The 17,954-nt window shown below is 72.5% G+C and carries 11 protein-coding genes; 7 read left to right on the top strand and 4 right to left on the bottom strand.

The window, feature by feature from the left end; genetic code table 11:
* The first annotated feature begins 84 nt into the window (after positions 1-84).
* Both abc-f and ACCP09_RS34570 read left to right on the top strand, forming a co-directional pair.
* Positions 85-1,692 (top strand): ribosomal protection-like ABC-F family protein, encoded by a 1,608-nt coding sequence (abc-f, locus tag ACCP09_RS34575; RefSeq protein WP_400985417.1) that lies wholly within the window; start codon positions 85-87, stop codon positions 1,690-1,692.
* Positions 1,692-3,287, top strand: a complete 1,596-nt coding sequence (locus ACCP09_RS34570) for an ABC-F family ATP-binding cassette domain-containing protein (protein ID WP_433753012.1) — start codon at positions 1,692-1,694, stop codon at positions 3,285-3,287. Before abc-f ends, ACCP09_RS34570 begins: the two co-directional genes overlap by 1 nt.
* Here the strand turns inward: ACCP09_RS34570 and ACCP09_RS34565 are convergent.
* A complete protein-coding gene (locus tag ACCP09_RS34565) occupies positions 3,284-5,785 on the bottom strand; it encodes a BTAD domain-containing putative transcriptional regulator (RefSeq protein ID WP_433753010.1) in 2,502 nt (833 codons plus the stop codon). The genes ACCP09_RS34570 and ACCP09_RS34565 overlap by 4 nt on opposite strands.
* 209 nt (positions 5,786-5,994) lie before the next feature.
* On the opposite strand from ACCP09_RS34565, the gene ACCP09_RS34560 reads away from it, so the two are divergent.
* From ACCP09_RS34560 to ACCP09_RS34550, 3 genes are all read left to right on the top strand, one after another.
* Positions 5,995-6,426 carry an organic hydroperoxide resistance protein gene (locus ACCP09_RS34560; RefSeq protein WP_433753008.1) on the top strand — a complete coding sequence of 144 codons (432 nt, stop codon included), beginning with the start codon at positions 5,995-5,997 and terminating at the stop codon, positions 6,424-6,426.
* Positions 6,427-6,677: 251 nt separating this feature from the next.
* Positions 6,678-8,135: an aldehyde dehydrogenase gene (locus ACCP09_RS34555; protein WP_433753006.1), complete on the top strand. Its 1,458-nt coding sequence runs from the start codon at positions 6,678-6,680 to the stop codon at positions 8,133-8,135.
* Positions 8,132-9,487: an MDR family MFS transporter gene (locus ACCP09_RS34550; protein ID WP_433753004.1), complete on the top strand. Its 1,356-nt coding sequence runs from the start codon at positions 8,132-8,134 to the stop codon at positions 9,485-9,487. Before ACCP09_RS34555 ends, ACCP09_RS34550 begins: the two co-directional genes overlap by 4 nt.
* A 66-nt stretch (positions 9,488-9,553) precedes the next feature.
* Here the strand turns inward: ACCP09_RS34550 and ACCP09_RS34545 are convergent, their stop codons facing one another.
* Both ACCP09_RS34545 and ACCP09_RS34540 read right to left on the bottom strand, forming a co-directional pair.
* Positions 9,554-10,585, bottom strand: coding sequence for an alpha/beta fold hydrolase (locus ACCP09_RS34545; protein WP_433753002.1), 1,032 nt, complete (start codon positions 10,583-10,585; stop codon positions 9,554-9,556).
* A 96-nt stretch (positions 10,586-10,681) separates the two neighbouring features.
* Entirely contained in the window at positions 10,682-13,393 is a 2,712-nt protein-coding gene (locus tag ACCP09_RS34540) for an ATP-binding protein (RefSeq protein ID WP_433753000.1), read from the bottom strand.
* Positions 13,394-13,512: 119 nt separating this feature from the next.
* Between ACCP09_RS34540 and ACCP09_RS34535 the strand changes: the two genes are divergently transcribed.
* On the top strand, positions 13,513-15,126 hold the full coding sequence (locus ACCP09_RS34535; RefSeq protein ID WP_433752998.1) for a tannase/feruloyl esterase family alpha/beta hydrolase: 1,614 nt from the start codon (positions 13,513-13,515) through the stop codon (positions 15,124-15,126).
* Positions 15,127-15,189: 63 nt separating this feature from the next.
* On the opposite strand, the gene ACCP09_RS34530 is transcribed toward ACCP09_RS34535, so the two are convergent.
* Positions 15,190-16,077 carry a ketopantoate reductase family protein gene (locus ACCP09_RS34530; RefSeq protein WP_433752996.1) on the bottom strand — a complete coding sequence of 296 codons (888 nt, stop codon included), beginning with the start codon at positions 16,075-16,077 and terminating at the stop codon, positions 15,190-15,192.
* Positions 16,078-16,348: 271 nt separating this feature from the next.
* On the opposite strand from ACCP09_RS34530, the gene ACCP09_RS34525 reads away from it, so the two are divergent.
* Positions 16,349-17,866, top strand: coding sequence for a M1 family metallopeptidase (locus tag ACCP09_RS34525; protein WP_433752994.1), 1,518 nt, complete (start codon positions 16,349-16,351; stop codon positions 17,864-17,866).
* Positions 17,867-17,954 lie beyond the last annotated feature (88 nt).

Raw genomic sequence — 17,954 nt, 5'->3', positions numbered from 1 at the left:
GCGCTGCCGTGGTGGCCGATGTCGTCATCCACCCGTATCCGCGGTCCACTGGTCCGCGCCACCCCTTTTCGAGGTCTCTTTTCCATGTCCGAATCCCGCATTGTCGTGTCCGGTCTGTCCTTTTCCTGGCCGGACGACACCCCCGTCTTCGACCAGCTGTCGTTCAGCGTGCCGGACGGGCGGACCGGTCTCGTCGCCCCGAACGGGGCAGGCAAATCCACCCTGCTCAGGCTGATCGCGGGCGAGCTGAAGCCCTCCGACGGCGGCGTGTCCGTCGACGGCCTGCTCGGCTACCTCCCGCAGGACCTCCCGCTGACCGGTGAACCGACCGTCGCCGAGGTGCTGGGCATCGAGCCGGTGCTGCGCGCGCTGGCGGCCGTCGAGTCCGGCGACGTCGCCGAGGAGCACTTCACCACCATCGGCGAGGACTGGGACATCGAGGAGCGCACCCGCGCCCAGCTGGACCGGCTCGGCCTGGAGGACATCACGCTGGACCGCACCCTGGGCACCCTGTCCGGCGGCCAGATCGTCTCGCTCGGCTTGGCCGCCCAGCTGCTCAAGCGGCCCGACGTGCTGCTGCTCGACGAACCCACCAACAACCTCGACCTGCAGGCCCGGCACCAGCTCTACGCCGTGCTCGACGACTGGTCCGGCTGCCTGCTGGTGGTCAGCCACGACCGCGCGCTGCTGGACCGGATGGACCGCATCGCCGAGCTCGACGGCGGCGAGATCCGGTACTACGGCGGCAACTTCACCGAATACGAGCAGGCTGTGCAGGCCGAGCGCGAGGTGGCGGAGAAGAACATCCGCAGCGCCGAGCAGGAGGTCAAGCGCGAGAAGCGGGAGATGCAGCAGGCGCGGGAGCGGGCGGCGAAGCGGGCGAGCAACGCGCAACGCAACCTCGCCAACGCCGGCCTGCCGAAGATCCTCGCGGGCGCCCGCAAGCGCAACGCGCAGGAGTCCGCGGGCAAGGCCGACGGCACGCACGCGGCCCGGGTCAGCGCGGCCAAGGCCAAGCTGGACGAGGCCGAGCGGTCGCTGCGGGAGGACCAGAAGATCACCCTGGAACTCCCACAGACCGCGGTGCCCGCGGGCCGGACGCTGTTCCTCGGTGAGGGGCTGCGCAAGCGGGACCTCTTCGGCGACGGGGTGGACCTGGCGATCCGCGGTCCGGAGCGCATCGCGCTGTCCGGCGCGAACGGGTCCGGCAAGTCCACGCTCCTGCGCATGATCACCGGCGATCTCGAGCCGGACGGCGGCGAGATCAAGCGCGCCGACGGCCGGATCGCCTACCTGTCCCAGCGCCTGGACCTGCTCGACGACACGCGGACGGTCGCGGAGAACCTGGCGGCGTTCGCGCCCGCGATGCTGCCCGCGCAGCGGATGAACCTGCTGGCGCGCTTCCTGTTCCGCGGCGACCGGGCGCACCTGCCCGTCGCCGTCCTGTCCGGCGGGGAACGGTTGCGCGCCACGCTGGCGTGCGTCCTGTTCGCCGAACCCGCGCCACAACTGCTGTTGCTGGACGAACCGACGAACAACCTGGACCTGGTCAGCGCCGGGCAGCTGGAGAGCGCGCTCAACGCCTACCAGGGCGCGTTCGTGGTGGTGAGCCACGACGAGCGGTTCCTGGGTGAGATCCGGATCGATCGCAGGCTGCGGCTCGACGGCGGCAAGCTGGCCGAGTCCCGCTGATGGCGGCGGCTCTCGTCGCGCACGACCTCGTGCGCGTCCTCGGTGACCGCCGGGTGCTGGACGGGGTGTCGCTCACCGCGGCGCCCGGGCACCGGATCGGGTTGATCGGGGAGAACGGCGCGGGCAAGTCGACGTTGCTGCGCGTGCTGGCCGGAGTGGACCGGCCGGACCGCGGCAGCGTCGAGCGCCCGGCGGATCTTGGCTACCTGCACCAGGAAATGCCGTTCGACCCGGCGGCCACGGTGGCGGACGTGGTCGACGACGCACTCGCGGGCGCGCGCGAGGACCTGGCGGAACTGGAGCGGCTCGGCGCGCTGCTCGCCGAGGACGAGGGGCTGTTCGACGTGTACTCCGAGCGGCTGGCGCTCGCCGAGCTGCACGACGCGTGGGACGCCGACCGGCGCGCGAAGATGGTCCTCGACGGGCTGGGGCTGGGCGGGGTCGCGCTGGAGCGCCGCCTCGGCGAGTTGTCCGGCGGGCAGCGCGGACGGCTCGCGCTGGCCGCGCTGCTGGTGCGGCGGCCGTCCGCGGTGCTGCTGGACGAGCCGACGAACCACCTCGACGACGGTGCCGCCGCGTTCCTCGAAGAGCAGGTGCGCGGCCTGCCCGGCACCGTTGTGGTCGCGAGTCACGACCGCGCGTTCCTGGACGCCGTGTGCACGGACATCGTCGACCTCGACCCGGCGGTCGGCGGGCCGGTGCGGTTCGGCGGGAACTACACCGGTTACCTCGCGCAGAAACGGGCAGACCGGCAGCGGTGGGAGCGGCGCTACGCCGAGGAGCAGGAGGAGATCGCGGCGCTGCGGGATTCGCTGGGCGTGACCGCGCACCGGGTCGCGCCGAACCGGGCGCCGCGGGACAGCGAGAAGATGGGGTACGGGCACCGGGCGGGGCGGGTGCAGAACTCGATCTCGCGCCGGGTCCGCAACGCCGCGCGACGGCTGGAGGAGCTGGAACGCACGCGGGTGCCCGCTCCCCCGCCGCCGCTGCGGTTCCGCCCGGACGCGCTCACCGGTCAGGCGCCGGACGAGGTGCTGGTGTCGCTGCGGGACGTGCACGTGCCCGGACGGCTCACGGTCGAGCGCCTCGACGTCGGCGCCACGGCACGGCTCCTGGTCACCGGCGCGAACGGCGCGGGCAAGTCGACGCTGCTGCACCTGCTGGCGGGGCGTCTGGACGTTCCCGGCGTGCGGCGGCTGCCGAAGCTGCGGACCGGATTGCTGAGCCAGGACACCGAGTTCCCCGAGCCTTCGCGAACCGCACGCGAGACTTACGCAGCAGGCGCCGGTGCCGGGGCGGTGCCGCTGGAATCGTTGGGACTGCTGGGGAAGTGGGACGTCGACAAGCCGGTCGGCGAGCTGTCGGTGGGCCAGCGACGACGGCTGGCGCTGGCGATCCTCGTCGCGAACCCGCCGCAGCTGCTCCTGCTGGACGAGCCGACGAACCACCTCTCCCCCGCCCTGTGCGACGAACTGGAGGACGCGCTGGGCCCTGGCCCCGGCGCGATCGTGGTGGCCGCGCACGACCGCCGCCTGCGTGAGCGGTGGCGGGGCGCCGAGTTGGGAGTCCACAACGGACGGATCGAGCCGGGTTAGCCGGCCGCGCGGCGGAAGAGGTCCGGGCGCCGTGGCGCCCAGAGTTCGTCCGCCAGGTGGCGGTCCTGCCAGGACGACGGCGGGTCGGCGATCCAGTCATGGCCGAAGATCGCGTACGGGTAGGCCGGCGCGGAGCAGCTCAGCTCGTAGTGGTCCAGGTAGCCCATCAACGGCGCCCACAACTGCCGGTCCGCGATCACCAGGTAGGAGGCCGCGAGGCCCGGCTCGTGCACCCAGGTGCGCATCACCCGGGCGAGGAACACGTCGGTGATGGGGTTCGGCTTGGACTCGAACGCGGGGCAGATCAGGTGCCGGGCGATGCCGAAGTGCGCCCCGGGCGGCAGGTTCCGCCGCGCGACGTCGTGCCAGACGTCCGCGATCACCGGGTCGGCGTCCAGCTCCTCGGGCGCCGGCTCGCGCACCGTCAGCCAGCTCATGAAGGCACGCAACCGGCCGCTGTCGGCGCAGCGCAGGATGTAGAAGCCGCCGGGCTGGCGGTTCAGCCAGAACCGGACCGACGACGCGGTGAACTCGCCGCAGGTTTCGCGCGCGAGCGCGACCAGCTCGTCGTGGTCGGCCGGGGTGACGCCGGTGGCCCGCACGTCCGGCTCCCCCGTCGCCGACACGTACCGGCTCGTCACCCCGCCGCGGCGCCGCAGGTGGCTGATGGTCCGCAGGACCGCCGCGCTCGCCCGCGGATCGGTGGCGTCGCGCAGCAGCGTGTTCATCGTGTAGTCGCGGATCCGACGGTGCATGCGCTCGTAGCCGACCGGGTCCCGCCACCGCAGGTGGGCCTCCAGCGCTTCGCGGAGCACCCCGTTGATGTCCAGGCCGTGCCCCGGCGTCTCGACGTAGGGCTGCACCCGCAGCCAGTCGAACAGCTCGGCGGCGTCCCCGTCGGGCACGGCGACGCGCAGGAGGTCCTCGGTGGTGTACCGGGCATGCGCGCAGACGTGCAGCGCCCGCCGGTGCTGCGCCGACGGCACCGCACCGATCAGGGTGTCGAGCACGGTGTCGACCACGAACCGCACGGCCTCGCGGCGCGACGGCTGCCCGGTCGCCGACATGCTCCGCCCGACCTCGGCGGCCAGCGACAGCACGAACGGGTTGCCCGCCGCGAAGTCCACGATGGACGGAACGAACCCGGGATCGACGCCCCGAGCCTCGACCAGCGCCGCCGACTCCGCGGCGCCGAGCGCGTCCAGTCGCCGCACCACGATCGAACCGGACCACGCCGGGTCGGTGATCCAGCCGGCGCTGGGCCCGGCGCGGCCCGCCACCACCACGATCGAATCGGCGGGCAGCGCGCGGAGGTATTCGTCGCGCAGCCACGGTTCGAGTTCGCCGTGCCGTTCGAAGGAGTCGACGAGCACGACGGGTCCGGCGGACGCCGCCGTCAACCCTTCGGCGAGCTGGTCCAGGCGTTCCCGCAACTCCATGGTGGTGAGGACGTGCAGGTGCCACACCGTCCGGCCGGCCGCCGTGGCGTCGTCGGCGTAGCGGCGCAGCAGGGTCGACTTGCCGATCCCGGCGTGACCGCACAGGAAGAACACCACGAGGCCGTCGTCGCGCCTGCGCCCGAGCATCGCCGCGAAGGCGGCGCGCTCGGTGTCCCGGCCGACGAACCAGGATCCGACGGCGCGGTCCGGTGCCGCACCAGCCGGGCGGCCCGCCACCGGCGCCACGGCCCGCAGCGCGGGCACGAACTCGTCGTCGCCGCGCAGGATCTTCTCGTGGATGGCCCGCAGCCGCGGCCCCGGGCTGACGCCGAGCTCCGTGCCGAGCAGGTCGTAGACCATCCGGTAGACCTCCAGCGCCTCGGCACGGCGGCCGCTGCGGTAGAGGGCCAGCAGCTGGATCTCGTACAGCGGCTCCTCCAGCCGGTTCAACTGGATGAGCAGCGGCACCTCGGCCACCACCTCGGCGTGCTCGCCCATCTCCAGGCGCAGCTGCAGCAGCTCCTGGGTGGCGATGAGTTTCAGCCGCTCCAGGCGGACGCGTTCCCCCTCGGCGGCCTCACCCGGCACCCCCGCCAGCGCGGTGCCCGTCCACAGGTCGAGCGCCGCGCGCAGGTGCTTGACCGCGCCCGGCACGTCCCCGTTCGCGCGTTCCTGCCTGGCGGTCTCGACCAGCCGCGTGAACTCGTCCGCGTCGAGCGCGAACAGCGACGGGTCGAGCATGTAGCCGCCGGACTGCGAGCGGATCGCCGAGCCGAGGCCGTGCTCGGCGAGCACGCGCCGGAGGCGCGAGATGTACGTGCGGATGATGGCCTCACCGGTGGCCGGGGCGCGATCACCCCACAGGCCGTCGATGAGCTCGCCGACCCGGACGAAGCTGCCACTGCGCGACAACAACAGCATCAGCACGGCCTGCTGTTGCGGCGTACCCAGTTCCGGCTCGGCGTCGCCGCAGCGGAGGCCGGGCGGTCCGAGGATGGTCAGACGGGAATGCGGCGGAACCAGGGTGCGCTGTGTGATCACGGCTGCCCGGCGGTGCATACCCGGAAGGTAGGTCTGCCGGGCCGGCCCTCGCGAGCGTCACGTGACGCAGTGCTTGTACGTCACCGCGCCACCCACTCGGTGCCGGACTCCGCTCGTCGCGGGATCCCGGCGATGACGTACAGCGGTGACGTCGCCCGACGGTCGCCGCGGCGGTTCCGGCGTTCGTAGCGTGGTCGGCACATCCCACGGAACGCAAAGGAAAGCCGATGTCTGAGATCACCTACACCGCGGTCGCCTCCTCCACCGCGGAGGGCCGCAACGGGGGTCACGCCAGGTCCGACGACGGCGCGCTCGACGTCACGCTCGGCGTGCCCAAGGCACTCGGCGGCGCGGGCAACGGCACCAACCCGGAGCAGCTGTTCGCCGCCGGCTGGGCATCCTGCTTCGTCGGCGCGGTGCGCCGGGTCGCCACGGCGAAGAAGGTCCACCCGGCCGACCTCGCCGTCATCGCGGAGGTCACCCTGCACCACGACACGGAGGCCAACGACTTCAAGCTGAGCGCGGCGCTGCACCTGGAGGCCTCCGGCGTCGACCAGGCCACCGCCGACGAGCTGGTCCAGGGTGCGCACCAGCTGTGCCCGTACTCGAATGCCACGCGCGGCAACATCGAGGTCACCCTCGACGCGACCGTCGCCTGACCTCTCCCCGTACCTCGAGCCCGCCCCCGTTGTCCCCGGTGGCGGGCTCGAGCCCGTTTTGTCCACAGTGCACGGAACTCGTCGGCCTGAAGGCCGGTGGCGGTTCGCGGAGCGTCACACCCGCATCCGGCTCGTCGGGGATGTCAGCCACCACCTCCGCTGAAGTGTGACCCTCCGGACACTAAACGCCTCATCACTGTGGCAATTAAGTGCTACATTGATGAGGCAGTTGAATCCCGGAGGGAGCACCAGTGATCACCTACGAGCAGCTCTTCATCGGCGGCGAGTGGACCACCCCGAGCAGCGCGGAGCTGCTGGACATCCGGTCCCCGCACGACCAGTCGCTGCTGGGCCGCGCCGCGCAGGCGCTGCCCGCGGACGTCGACCGGGCCGTCGCCGCCGCGCGGAAGGCCTTCGACGAAGGGCCGTGGCCGCGCACCTCGCCCGCCGAGCGGATCGCCGTCATCCGCAGGCTCGTCAAGCTCCGCGAGGAGCGCGCCGACGAAATCGCGGCGCTCATCTCGGCCGAGAACGGTTCGGCCCTGTGGTTCACCAAGGCCGGCCGGCCCGGGCTGACCCGTCAGGCAAACGCCTACCTGAAGGCGGCGGAGGAGTTCGGCTGGGAGGAGACCCTCGAACCCTCCGACCCCGCCGCGCCGTTCCGCTCGGTCGTGCGCCGCGAAGCGGTCGGCGTGGTCGCCGCGATCATCCCGTGGAACTCGCCGTTCTCGTCGGCGATGGCGAAGATCCTGCCTGCGCTGCTGGCCGGGAACACGGTCGTGCTCAAGGTGTCGCCGGAGAACACGCTGAGCATGAACCTGCTCGCGGACCTGCTGGCACAGACCGGCCTGCCGGAGGGCGTGATCAGCGTGCTGCCGGCGGACCGCGAAACCAGCGAGCACCTGGTCAAGCACCCGGGTGTGGACAAGATCGCCTTCACCGGCTCGACCCGCGCCGGGCGCCGCATCGCGTCGCTGGCCGGTGCGCAGCTCAAGCGCGTGAGCCTGGAACTGGGCGGCAAGTCCGCGATGATCATCCTGCCGGACGCCGACCTCGGCGCCGCGATCCAGGGCGTGAAGTTCTCCTCCCTGCTGAACAACGCCGAGTCGTGCATCGCCCAGACCCGCATCCTCGCGCCGCGTGCCCGTTACGACGAGGTGGTCGCCGGGCTGACGGAGCTCGTCGAATCGCTGGGTGTCGGCGACCCGGCTCAGGACACCACGTTCATCGGCCCGATGGTGCGGCGCGACCAGCAGCAGCGCGTCCTCGACTACATCCGGACCGGCATCGAGGAGGGCGCCCGGCTCGTCACCGGCGGCCCGGAAGTGCCGGCGGGGCTGGAAAACGGCTTCTACGTGACGCCGACGCTGTTCGCCGACGTGGACAACTCGATGCGCATCGCGCAGGAGGAGATCTTCGGCCCGGTCCTGGTCGTCATCGCCTACGAAGACGAGGACGACGCGGTCCGCATCGCCAACGACTCCGAGTACGGCCTGTCCGGCGGCGTGTGGTCGGCCGATCCCGCGCACGCGCTGGAGGTCGCGCGCCGGGTCCGCACCGGCACGATCACCGTCAACGGCGCGCCCATCGGGTTCGACGGGCCGTTCGGCGGGTTCAAGGCCAGCGGCCTCGGCCGTGAGTACGGCGCGGTCGGGCTCGGCACCTACACCGAGTACAAGACGGTCACGATCCCCGTGCAGGCACGATGACCACCCTCGACGTCCCCGCCAGACCCGCCGTGCGGCCGGCGATGACAGCGCTCGTCCTGGCTGTCCTGCTGGCCGCGCTGGACCAGACCATCGTGTCGACCGCGCTGCCCAGGATCGCCGGGGACCTCGGCGGGTTCCGCGACATCGCCTGGGTCACCGCGTCCTACCTGCTCGCCTCGACCGCGGCCACCCCGCTGTGGGGCAAGCTCGGCGACATGCTGGGGCGCAAACGCCTCTACCTCATCGCCACCACGGCGTTCCTGGTCGCCTCCGCGTTGTGCGGGCTGGCGCAGGACCTGCCGCAGCTCGTCGCCGCGCGCGCCCTGCAGGGGCTGGCCGGCGGCGGGATGATCGTCCTGACGTTCGCGCTCGTCGGCGACATCGTCGCGCCGGAGGAGCGCGGCCGGTACCAGGGCCGGTTCGGCTCGGTGTACGGCGTGGCGAGCATCGCCGGGCCGCTGCTCGGCGGGCTGTTCACCGACGAGTTGTCGTGGCGGTGGGCGTTCCTGGTCAACGTGCCGGTCGGGCTGGTGGCGGTGGCGATCGCGGCGCGGCACCTGCCGGCGGCGGTGCGGCGCCCGGCCGCCCGGATCGACTACCTGGGCGCGGGTTTGCTGGCCGCGACGGCCACGGCGCTGATCCTGATCACCACGTTCGGCCAGCGGTGGGGCTGGGCGTCACCGGGCATCCTGGGTCTCGCGGCGACGGCCGTCGTGCTGATCGCGCTGGTGATCCCGGTCGAACGACGGGCCGTCGCGCCGGTGCTGCCGCTGTCGATGCTCACCTCGCGGACGGTCGTGATCGCCTCGGTGGTCGGGTTCGCCGCCAACGTCGCGATGTTCAGCGTGCTGGTCTACCTGCCGACGTACCTGCAGGTGGTGGACGGGGTGTCGGCCACGCTGTCCGGGGTGCACATGCTGCCGCTGGTGATCGGGCTGGTGGTGAGCCAGTCGCTGGCCGGGCGGTGGATCGCGAACCCGGCGCGCGTGCGGGTGGTGCTGGTGAGCGGCATGGTGCTCAACGTCGCCGGGCTCGTGCTGCTGGGCACGCTGGCGCCGGGGACCGCGCAGTTCGTCCTGGTGCTGTACTTCCTGGTGACCGGTGTGGGTGTCGGGATGGTGCCGATGGTCGCGCTGACGGCGGCGCAGAACGCGGTCCCGGCGACGGACATCGGCGCGGCGAGCGCGGTGGTGACCTTCGCCCGGTCGATCGGCGCGGCCTTCGGGGTGGCGGTGTTCGGGACCCTGCTGGGCGGTGACGTGGCGGGGAACATCGGTGGGGCGTTCCGGTGGATCACGCCGTTGGTGGTGCTGGGGACGCTGCTCGCGCTTCTTCTTCCGAGGCGGCGTTGACCTTCGCTCGAAATTCCACTGAGGACAGAAGCCCGGGGCAGCAAGGCGCTTTTCGCGTGACAGCCCCTACAGGTGGTCCGCGTCCACGATCGCGCGCGCGAAGGGTTGTGGCGCCTCCTGTGGCACGTTGTGCCCGATGCCGGCGAACACGCGGTGGTCGTACTTGCCGGTGAACTTGCTCCGGTACGCCATGCCGTCCGCCGCCGGGCCGTCGAAGTCGCTGCCGATCGTGATCGTGGGCACGGTGATCGCCGGTGCGGTCTGCAGTTTCTGCTCGTAGACCTCGTACTGCGGCTCGCCCGGGGCCAGGCTCAAGCGCCAGCGGTAGTTGTGCACCACGATCGCCACGTGGTCCGGGTTCTCGAACGCCGCCGCGCTGCGGTCGAACGTCGCGTCGTCGAAGTTCCACGCCGGGGAGGCGTTCTTCCAGATCAGCTTGTTGAAGTCGTGCCGGTTCTTCGTGTAGCCCAGTACGCCGCGCTCGGTCGCGAAGTAGTACTGGTACCACCAGCCCAGCTCGGCCGCGGGCGCCAGCGGCTGCTGGTTCGCCGCCAGGTTGGTGATCAGGTAGCCGCTGACCGCGACCAGCGCCTTGACCCGCTCCGGCCACAGCCCGGCGATGATCGCGGCCGTGCGCGAACCCCAGTCGTAGCCACCGAAAACCGCCTTGTCGATCTTGAGCGCGTCCAGCAGGGCGATGACGTCGAGCGCGATCGCCGACTGCTGCCCGTTGCGCACGGTCTGCCCGGACAGGAACGTGGTGCTGCCGTACCCGCGCAGGAACGGCACGATCACCCGGTAACCCTGGGCGGCCAGCAGCGGTGCGACGTCGACGTAGCTGTACGGGTCGTAGGGCCAGCCGTGCAGCAGCACCACCGGCGTGCCGGTCGCGGGCCCGGACTCGAAGTAGCCCATGTCCAGCACCCCGGCGGTCACCTGCTTGACCGGGCCGAGCGAGGTGTGCTCGCCGGAGCCCGTCCGCAGGTCCGCGCCCGGAGGGGGAGCCGCGGCCGGTGTCGCCTTCGGCGAGCACCCGGCCAGCGAAGCCGCCGCCGCGCCCGCCGCGATCGTCTGCCCGAACAGTCTCCTGCTGATCATCTCGAAACTCTCCCGTGCGAGGTGCCCGTTGACGTCGACGACGCTAGGCACCGCGCGCGGGGTTCCGCGCCCGTCGGATGACGCTGCGGGTGTACGTCACCCCAGGTTTTCGAGGATGCCGGCCAGGTCACCGCGCGAGCTCACGCCCAGTTTCGGGAAGATCCGGTGCAGGTGGGTGCCGACCGTGCGGTGCGACAGGTACAGCCGCTGCCCGATCTCCCGGTTGGTCAGCCCACGCGCGGCCAGCTCGGCGATGCTGAGCTCGTGCGGCGTCAGCTTCTCCCGCGCGTCCGGGCCGCGGTTCGGGCTCGACTCCCCCGCGCTGCGCAACTCCCGCCGCGCCCGCTCACCCCACGCGGTCATGCCGAGCGCGTCGAACGTCTCGCGCGCGGTCCGCAGGTGCGTCCGCGACTCCACCACCCGCCGTTGCCGCCGCAACCACTCGCCGAACGCCAGGTGGACGCGGCCGCGCTCGGCGGGCCAGCCGGTCAGATCCGCCCGCAGCGCCGCCAGGAACAGCTCCTCGGCGTCGTCGGTGGACGCCAGCGCCGCCCGCGCGTACCGCAGTCCGATGTGGAGCGCCGGGGACGAGGTCGTCTTCCCGAGCGGTTCCATCTCCGCCAGGATGTCCCGCATCGTGTCGCTCTGTCCGGATCGGACCGCCGCCTCGGTCAGCTCGGCGAGGAAGTACGCCCGCAACGCCGCCTGGTAGGCCGGATCGGCCGGGTCGAGCACGCGGCGAAGGTCGGCGAACGCGTCTTCGTAGCGCCCCTCGCTCAGCGCGGTGAGCCCGCGGGCGAGCTGGACGGTCGCCAGCACCGGCCGGGCGCCCGCGGCGAGCCCGGCCCGCTCGGCCTCGTCGGCCAGTGCGGTGGCCTGCTCGTGCTCGCCCCGCAGCGCGGCGATCTCGGCCTGCACCGCGGTGGCCAGCCCGAACATGAACGGCTGGTGCGTCTCCTTGGCGAGCTGGGCGGCCTCGGCGGCGATCGGCACCGCGGTGGCGAGATCGCCGAGCCGGGTGCGGCTCCACGCCTGCACGGCCAGCGCTCGCGGCAGCAGCCCGAGCAAGCCCTGGGCCCGCAGGCCCGGCGCGGCCGCCGCGGAGAACCGCGCCGCCAGGTCGAACGCCCCGACCTGCAGTGCCGCGCTGCCGAGGTAGCGGTCGGCCGCGGAGTCCGCCCCCGCGGAGCCGGCCAGCGTGCGCAGCCCGGCGAGCACGCTCTCACCGCGGTCGAAGGGCGCGACGTAGGCGGCGATCGCGACCTGGCGCGGATCGTCGTCGGGCAACGGCAGCCGGTCCGACACCGCCAGCAGCGCGCGCCGGGTCTCCGGGCCGGGTTCGGACCAGAAGCAGCGCATCGCGGTGCTCCACAGGACCCGCACCGCGACCTCGGGGTGCCCGTCATCGGCGACCTGCGACGCCAGCTCGCCGAGTTCCGCGACGCGCGTGATGTCCTCGCGCACCCCGTCCTCGAACGCGCTGAGCAACCAGGCGGCGGTGGCCTGCTGGCGCGGGGTGAGTTCCAGGGTCTGCGCCTCGCGGACCAGCCGTTCGACCGTCTCGCGGCGGCCGCAGTCGCCTGCCAGCTCCGCGGCGCGCAGCAGGCGGACCGCGCGCCGGTCCGGCCGCTCGGACAACCGGGCGGCCTGTTCGACCGCGGCGATCGCCGCCGTGGCCGCACCACGGCGGCGGGCGCGTTCGGCGACGTCGTCCAGTTCCCCGGCCACCGCCTCGTCGGCGCTCGTGGTCGCGGCCGCCTGGTGCCAGGCCCGCCGGTCCGGGTGCGCGACCAGTGTCGCCGCGAGCGCCAGGTGAGCCTGCCTGCGCTCGGCGAGCGTCGCGGCCGCCGGGATGGCCGACCGCATCAGCGGGTGCCGGAACGTCACCGCCCCCACCGCGACGTCGACGAGACCGGCGTCCACCGCCGGGGCCAGCACGTCGACCTCAACGGTGTCCTGCCGGACCAGCCCGGTGGCGGACAGCGTTTCGGCGATCGAGTCGCTCTGCCCGAGCGCCGCGACCAGCAGCGCGGTGCGGGTCGGGGCGGGCAGGTCGGAGACCCGGGCGGTGAAGGCCCGTTCGAGCCGGTCGCTGAGCGGCAGCACGGGATCGAGCACGCCCGCTCCGGCCACAGCGGCGGGCAGTTCCGCCAGCGCGAGCGGGTTGCCGGCCGCCTGTGCGAGCACCTGTTCCCGCGCCGGCCGGGCCAGGTCCGGGGCGACCGAGTCGAGCAGGCCGGCGGCGTCTTCGTCGGACAGCCGCTCGACCGGCATCGGGGTCAGCCCGGCGTCCTGCAGCGTCGAGCGGTCATCGTCGCGCAGGGTCGCGATCAGGGCGACCGGCTCGGAGTCGATCCGGCGGGCCACGAAGGCCAGCACGTCGACGCTCGCGCGGTCGAGCCAGTGCACGTCCTCGGCGACGAGCAGCAGCGGCCGGTCCGCGGCCTCCTCGGCCAGCAGGGTCAGCGCTGCCAGGCCGACCAGGTAGGTGCTGGGTTCGTCCCCGTCGGCGAGGCCGAGCGCGGTCCGCAACGCGGCTTTCTGCGGCGCGGGCAGCGCGTCCATCCCTGCCCGCATCGGGTAGAGCAGCTGGTGCAGGCCCGCGTAGGCGAGGTTCTGCTCGGCCTCCACGCCGGTGGCCGTCAGCACGCGCACCCCGGCGACCGACGCGGCGGCGACTGCTTCCGCGACGAGCGCGGACTTCCCGATGCCGGCTTCCCCGGTCAGCAGGAAACCCGTGCACTCCCCCGGGCCGTCCACGAGCTCGGTCAGCCTCTTGAGCTCGGTGTCCCGTCCGAACAGCCCCATCCCGCCGCACCCCTGCCGTCGATGTCCCGACGGCGACGATACCCAGCCCCGTCCGCGGAACGTCCATCGATCGTCAACTTCCGGTTCCTAGGGTCGAGCCCGGAAGAAAGGTGCCAGAAATGCCAGAAGGACGAAGAGCCGGACGCCTGGCCGGGCTATTGGCGGCGGCCGTGCCGCTGGCCGCGCTGATCCCCCTCGCCGCGAGCGCGTCGACCCCCGCGCAGGCCGCCACACCGGCCTGCGCGGCGGTGCCCGTCACCGCGCCTGCGGGCGCGAAGATCGAGTCGGTGCAGGCGGAACACCACGACGGCGGGACCGTCTCGTTCCCCGCCACCCCGCTGGCCCCGGCCGGCGAGATCACCGGGGTGCCGGCGTACTGCCAGATCACCGTGACGGTCACCCACACCGGCAGCGACCACGTCAAGATCGCGGTGGCGCTGCCGGAAACCGGCTGGACCGGCCGCCTGCAGGGCGTCGGCGGCAGCGCCTACGCCGCGGGCAACTTCGGCCCGCCGCTGGCGCAGGCCGTGAAGGACGGCTACGCGGGCGTGACCACCGACGCCGGGGTGCGCAGCGAGCTCGACACCAGCTGGGTGGTCACCGCGAACGGCACGGTCGACCAGGCGCTGCTGACCGACTTCGCGTCCCGCTCGGTGCACGAGTCGGCCGTGATCGGCAAGGACGTCGTGCGCGAGCACTACCAGCGCGCGGTGTCGTACGCGTACTGGAACGGCTGCTCGACCGGTGGCCGTCAGGGCTACGAAGAGGCCCAGCACTACGCGAACGACTTCGACGGCATCCTCGCCAACGCGCCCGCGGTGAACTGGACGCAGTTCGCGGTGGCGACCCTGTGGCCGCAGACCGTGATGAGCAACGACCACCACTTCGTCAGCAACTGCGTGCTCGGCGCGTTCCAGCAGGCCGCGATCCAGGCGTGCGATCCACGCGACGGGGTCAGCAACGGCATCATCGACCGGCCGGACGAGTGCAGCTACGACCCGCGCTCGCTCGTCGGCGAGAAGGTGCTCTGCGACGGCCAGGAGGTCACCGTGACCACCGCCGACGCGGACGTCATGCGCAAGATCTGGAACGGCCCGACCGACGAACGCGGACGGTCGTTGTGGTCCGGGCTGCCCAAGGGCGCGGACTACACCTGGCTCGCGGGCACCGCGCCCGGGCCCGACGGGCAGTTGAGCGCGCCCGGGTTCCCGGTGGCCGTGCAGTGGGTGCAGGCCTTCCTGGAGAAGCAGCCGGGCTTCGACACGTCGAAGCTGACCTACGCCCAGTACCGCGACCTGTTCCGGCAGTCGGTGCGGGAGTACGACCGGGTCATCGGCACCTCGGACCCGGACCTGTCGGGCTTCCGCCGCGCGGGCGGCAAGCTGATCACGTTCGTCGGCACCGCCGACCAGCTGATCCCACCGGGCGGCACGCTCGCCTACCGCTCGCAGGTCGAGCGGCGGATGGGCGGCGCGGAACGGGTGAACGACTTCTACCGCCTGTTCCTCGCCCCCGGTGTGCAGCACTGCGGTGGTGGCGCGGGTGCCCAGCCGGTGAACGCGCTCGGCGCGCTCGTCGACTGGGTCGAGCACGGCACGGCCCCCGCCACGCTGGCCGCGCGCACCGTAGACGGTTCGGCGTCGCGGGACCTGTGCCCGTTGCCGCAGGTGTCGCGCTACCAGGGCCACGGTGACCCGGCGCTCGCGTCGAGCTACCGCTGCACGAGGTTCTGACCCCGGACGTGAAGAACGCCGTCTGCGCCGGATTTCTCCGGTGCGGACGGCGTTTTCGCGTGCTCAGCGCGGCAGGCCGCGCAGCAGGCGGAGGATCGTGGTCGTCACCGGCGCCGGGATGCCGTGCTTGCCGGCGAGGGTCACGACCGGGCCGAGCAGACCGTCGTGCTCCAGCGGGCGCCCGGCCTGCCGGTCCTGCAGCATCGAGGTGGTCAGGCCGGGGTCCGTCCCGGCGAGCCACTCGACGATCTCCCTGGCCCGCGTGCCCGTCAGGGCCACCCCGGCCGCCCTGGCGACCGAGGCGGTCTCGGCCGCGAGGTCCATCGCGATCGCCCGCAACGCCGGATCACCCAGCATTTCCATGCGCCGACCGGTCAGCGCGGTGAGCGAGTTGGCCACCACGTTGATGATCAGCTTCTCCCACGAGGCGAGCGGGAGGTACGGGCTGGTCTCCACGACGAGGCCGGAGCCGTCGTAGAGCCGGGCGACCGCGCGGCCGCCGTCGTCGTCGGGCACCACGATGCCGCGTCCGGTGGTCCGGCTGCGGGTGTGGCCCGGCCCGACGAGCTCGCAGTTGAGCCACGCCAGCGCGGGGACCACCGTCGCGGCGGTCAGCGGACTCACCCGCTCCCGCTGGTCGATGCCGTTCTGCGCGACGAGGACCCCGCCGTCGGCGGGCAGTCTCGCGAGCCACTCCGCGGTGGAAGGGGTGGCCCCGATCTTCACCGCGAGCACGGCCCAGCGCACCGCGGGCAGGTCGGCGGGCGTGGCCGCCCACTTCACCGGCTCTTCGCGGCGGCCGGTCTCGTCGGTCACCACGAGCCGGTCCACTTCGGACCGGCCGCACACGATCACGGGGTGTCCCGCACGGGCCAGGTGGTGGCCCAGGAGCGTGCCGAGCGCGCCCGCGCCGATCAGCGCGACGGGCTCGGTCGGGTTGATGGTCGTCACCACACCGACGTTAGCCGCGTTGTGTCGACGGCACGTGGACGGCCGGCTGGTCCCGCACGATCCATCCGGTTTGCCCAATCCGGGGAGTCTTGCTGCACCAGCGCCTCGCCACCGGCATGCCGGACGCGGCGCGTCAACCATCCGTCAACACGCGCAGCCCAACGGGCCGTCGGCCACCCGGCCAGGTGACGCCCGGCCGATCGGCCGATGTGGCCGCGCCTGGACTGGTTGTCTGATGAGGACCGGCACCGGAACGGGAGGGACATCGAGCATGCGAGGCAGGGTGTGGGCCGCGGCGGCGGTGCTGGTGGGGGCGGCGCTCAGCCCGGTCACGGCGGACGCCGCGCCGGGCACGCCGGGGGCGACCAGCGCGGGTGAGCGGCTGATCCCGACGCTGGGCAATGGCGGTTACGACGCCACGGGTTACGACGTGAGCTTCGACTACGACCCGGCCGTCACCACCATGCGGTCGTCGGTGGTGATGACGGCGCGGGCGGCGCAGAACCTGTCGTCGTTCGGCCTCGACTCGGTCGGGCAGCGGATCGAGTCGGTGACCGTGAACGGTGTCCCGGCCACGTTCACCGTCGACCCGGCGCACGAGAAGCTCCTGGTCACCCCGGCGAAGACGCTGCGCGAGGGCCGGACGTTCGAGGTCCGCGTCGGCTACACCGCCGACCGCGCGCGGAAGCCGATTCCGCCGTACTACGACTGGCCCGCCGACGTCCCCTTCACATGGGAGAGCTGGGCCGAGACCGACTCCGGGTTCGCCCTCATGGGCCAGCCGGACCGGGCGCACCTGTTCTTCCCGTGCAACGACATCCCGCGTGACAAGGCCCGGTTCACCTTCCGCGTCACGGTGCCGCGGGACCGGCAGGTCGCGGCCAACGGCACACTGCGCTCGCTCAGCACCCGCGACGGACTTTCGTCCTATGTGTACGGGACCGTGACGGACATCCCGACGAACGTGGTGCAGGTCGCGGTCGGCAGGTTCACCACGGTCGAGCAGACCGGGCCGCACGGGTTGCCGATCGTCAGCCACGTCCCGTCGACGATGGGCGGCTTCCGCGTTCCACCGCAGGCGACCGAGCAGTACGGGATCACCGACGCCAACGTGCTGCCGCGGATCACCGAAGCCGCGCGGCGCACTCCGGAGCAGGTGCGGTGGCTGGAGGACACGCTGGGCCTGCCGTTCCCGTTCGAGAAGTACGGGGTGCTCGGCGTGGTGGGCCCGTACGACGGTGTGGCGCTGGAGACGGCGACCCTGTCGACGTTCTCGGCGCCGGCACTGGCGCTGCCGCCGGAAGTGCAGTCGGAGACCATGGTGCACGAGCTGGCGCACCAGTACTTCGGCGACGCGGTGTCCCCGGCGTCGTGGGACGACATGTGGCTCAACGAGGGCCACGCGATGTACTACCAGAACGTCTTCGGCGCGTCGCAGGGCTATCGGAACCTGCTCGACACGATGCGCGAGCTGTACCAGCAGGACCAGTCCATCCGCGACCAGTCGGGCCCGCCGGCGCACCTGACGAGCCCGGGCGGCATCCTGCTGGACACCGACCTGCCGGGTGCGCTGACGTTGTTCGCGCTGCACGAAACCGTGGGGCAGCAGACGTTCGAGCGGATCGAGCGCGCGTTCTACCTCGAGCACCGGGGTGGCTCGGCGACGACGGCGGACTACATCGCGACGGCGAACCGGGTGTCCGGCCAGGACCTCGCACCGCTGCTGACGGAGTGGCTGTACGGCGCCAAGACGCCCGCGATGCCCGGTCACCCGGATTGGCGGAAGTGACCCGACGGTTTCCACCCCTCACGTGGCGAATCCGGTTCGGTATTCGAAGCTCACTCCACAACCGCCGGCCGGCAACGAAAAGCAAGCG

Source organism: Amycolatopsis sp. 3B14 (genome assembly GCF_050958625.1).
Classification (GTDB): Bacteria; Actinomycetota; Actinomycetes; order Mycobacteriales; family Pseudonocardiaceae; genus Amycolatopsis_E; species Amycolatopsis_E thermoflava.
The sequence above is the reverse complement of the archived record's forward strand: the minus strand, read 5'-3'. Positions and strand labels throughout refer to the sequence as shown.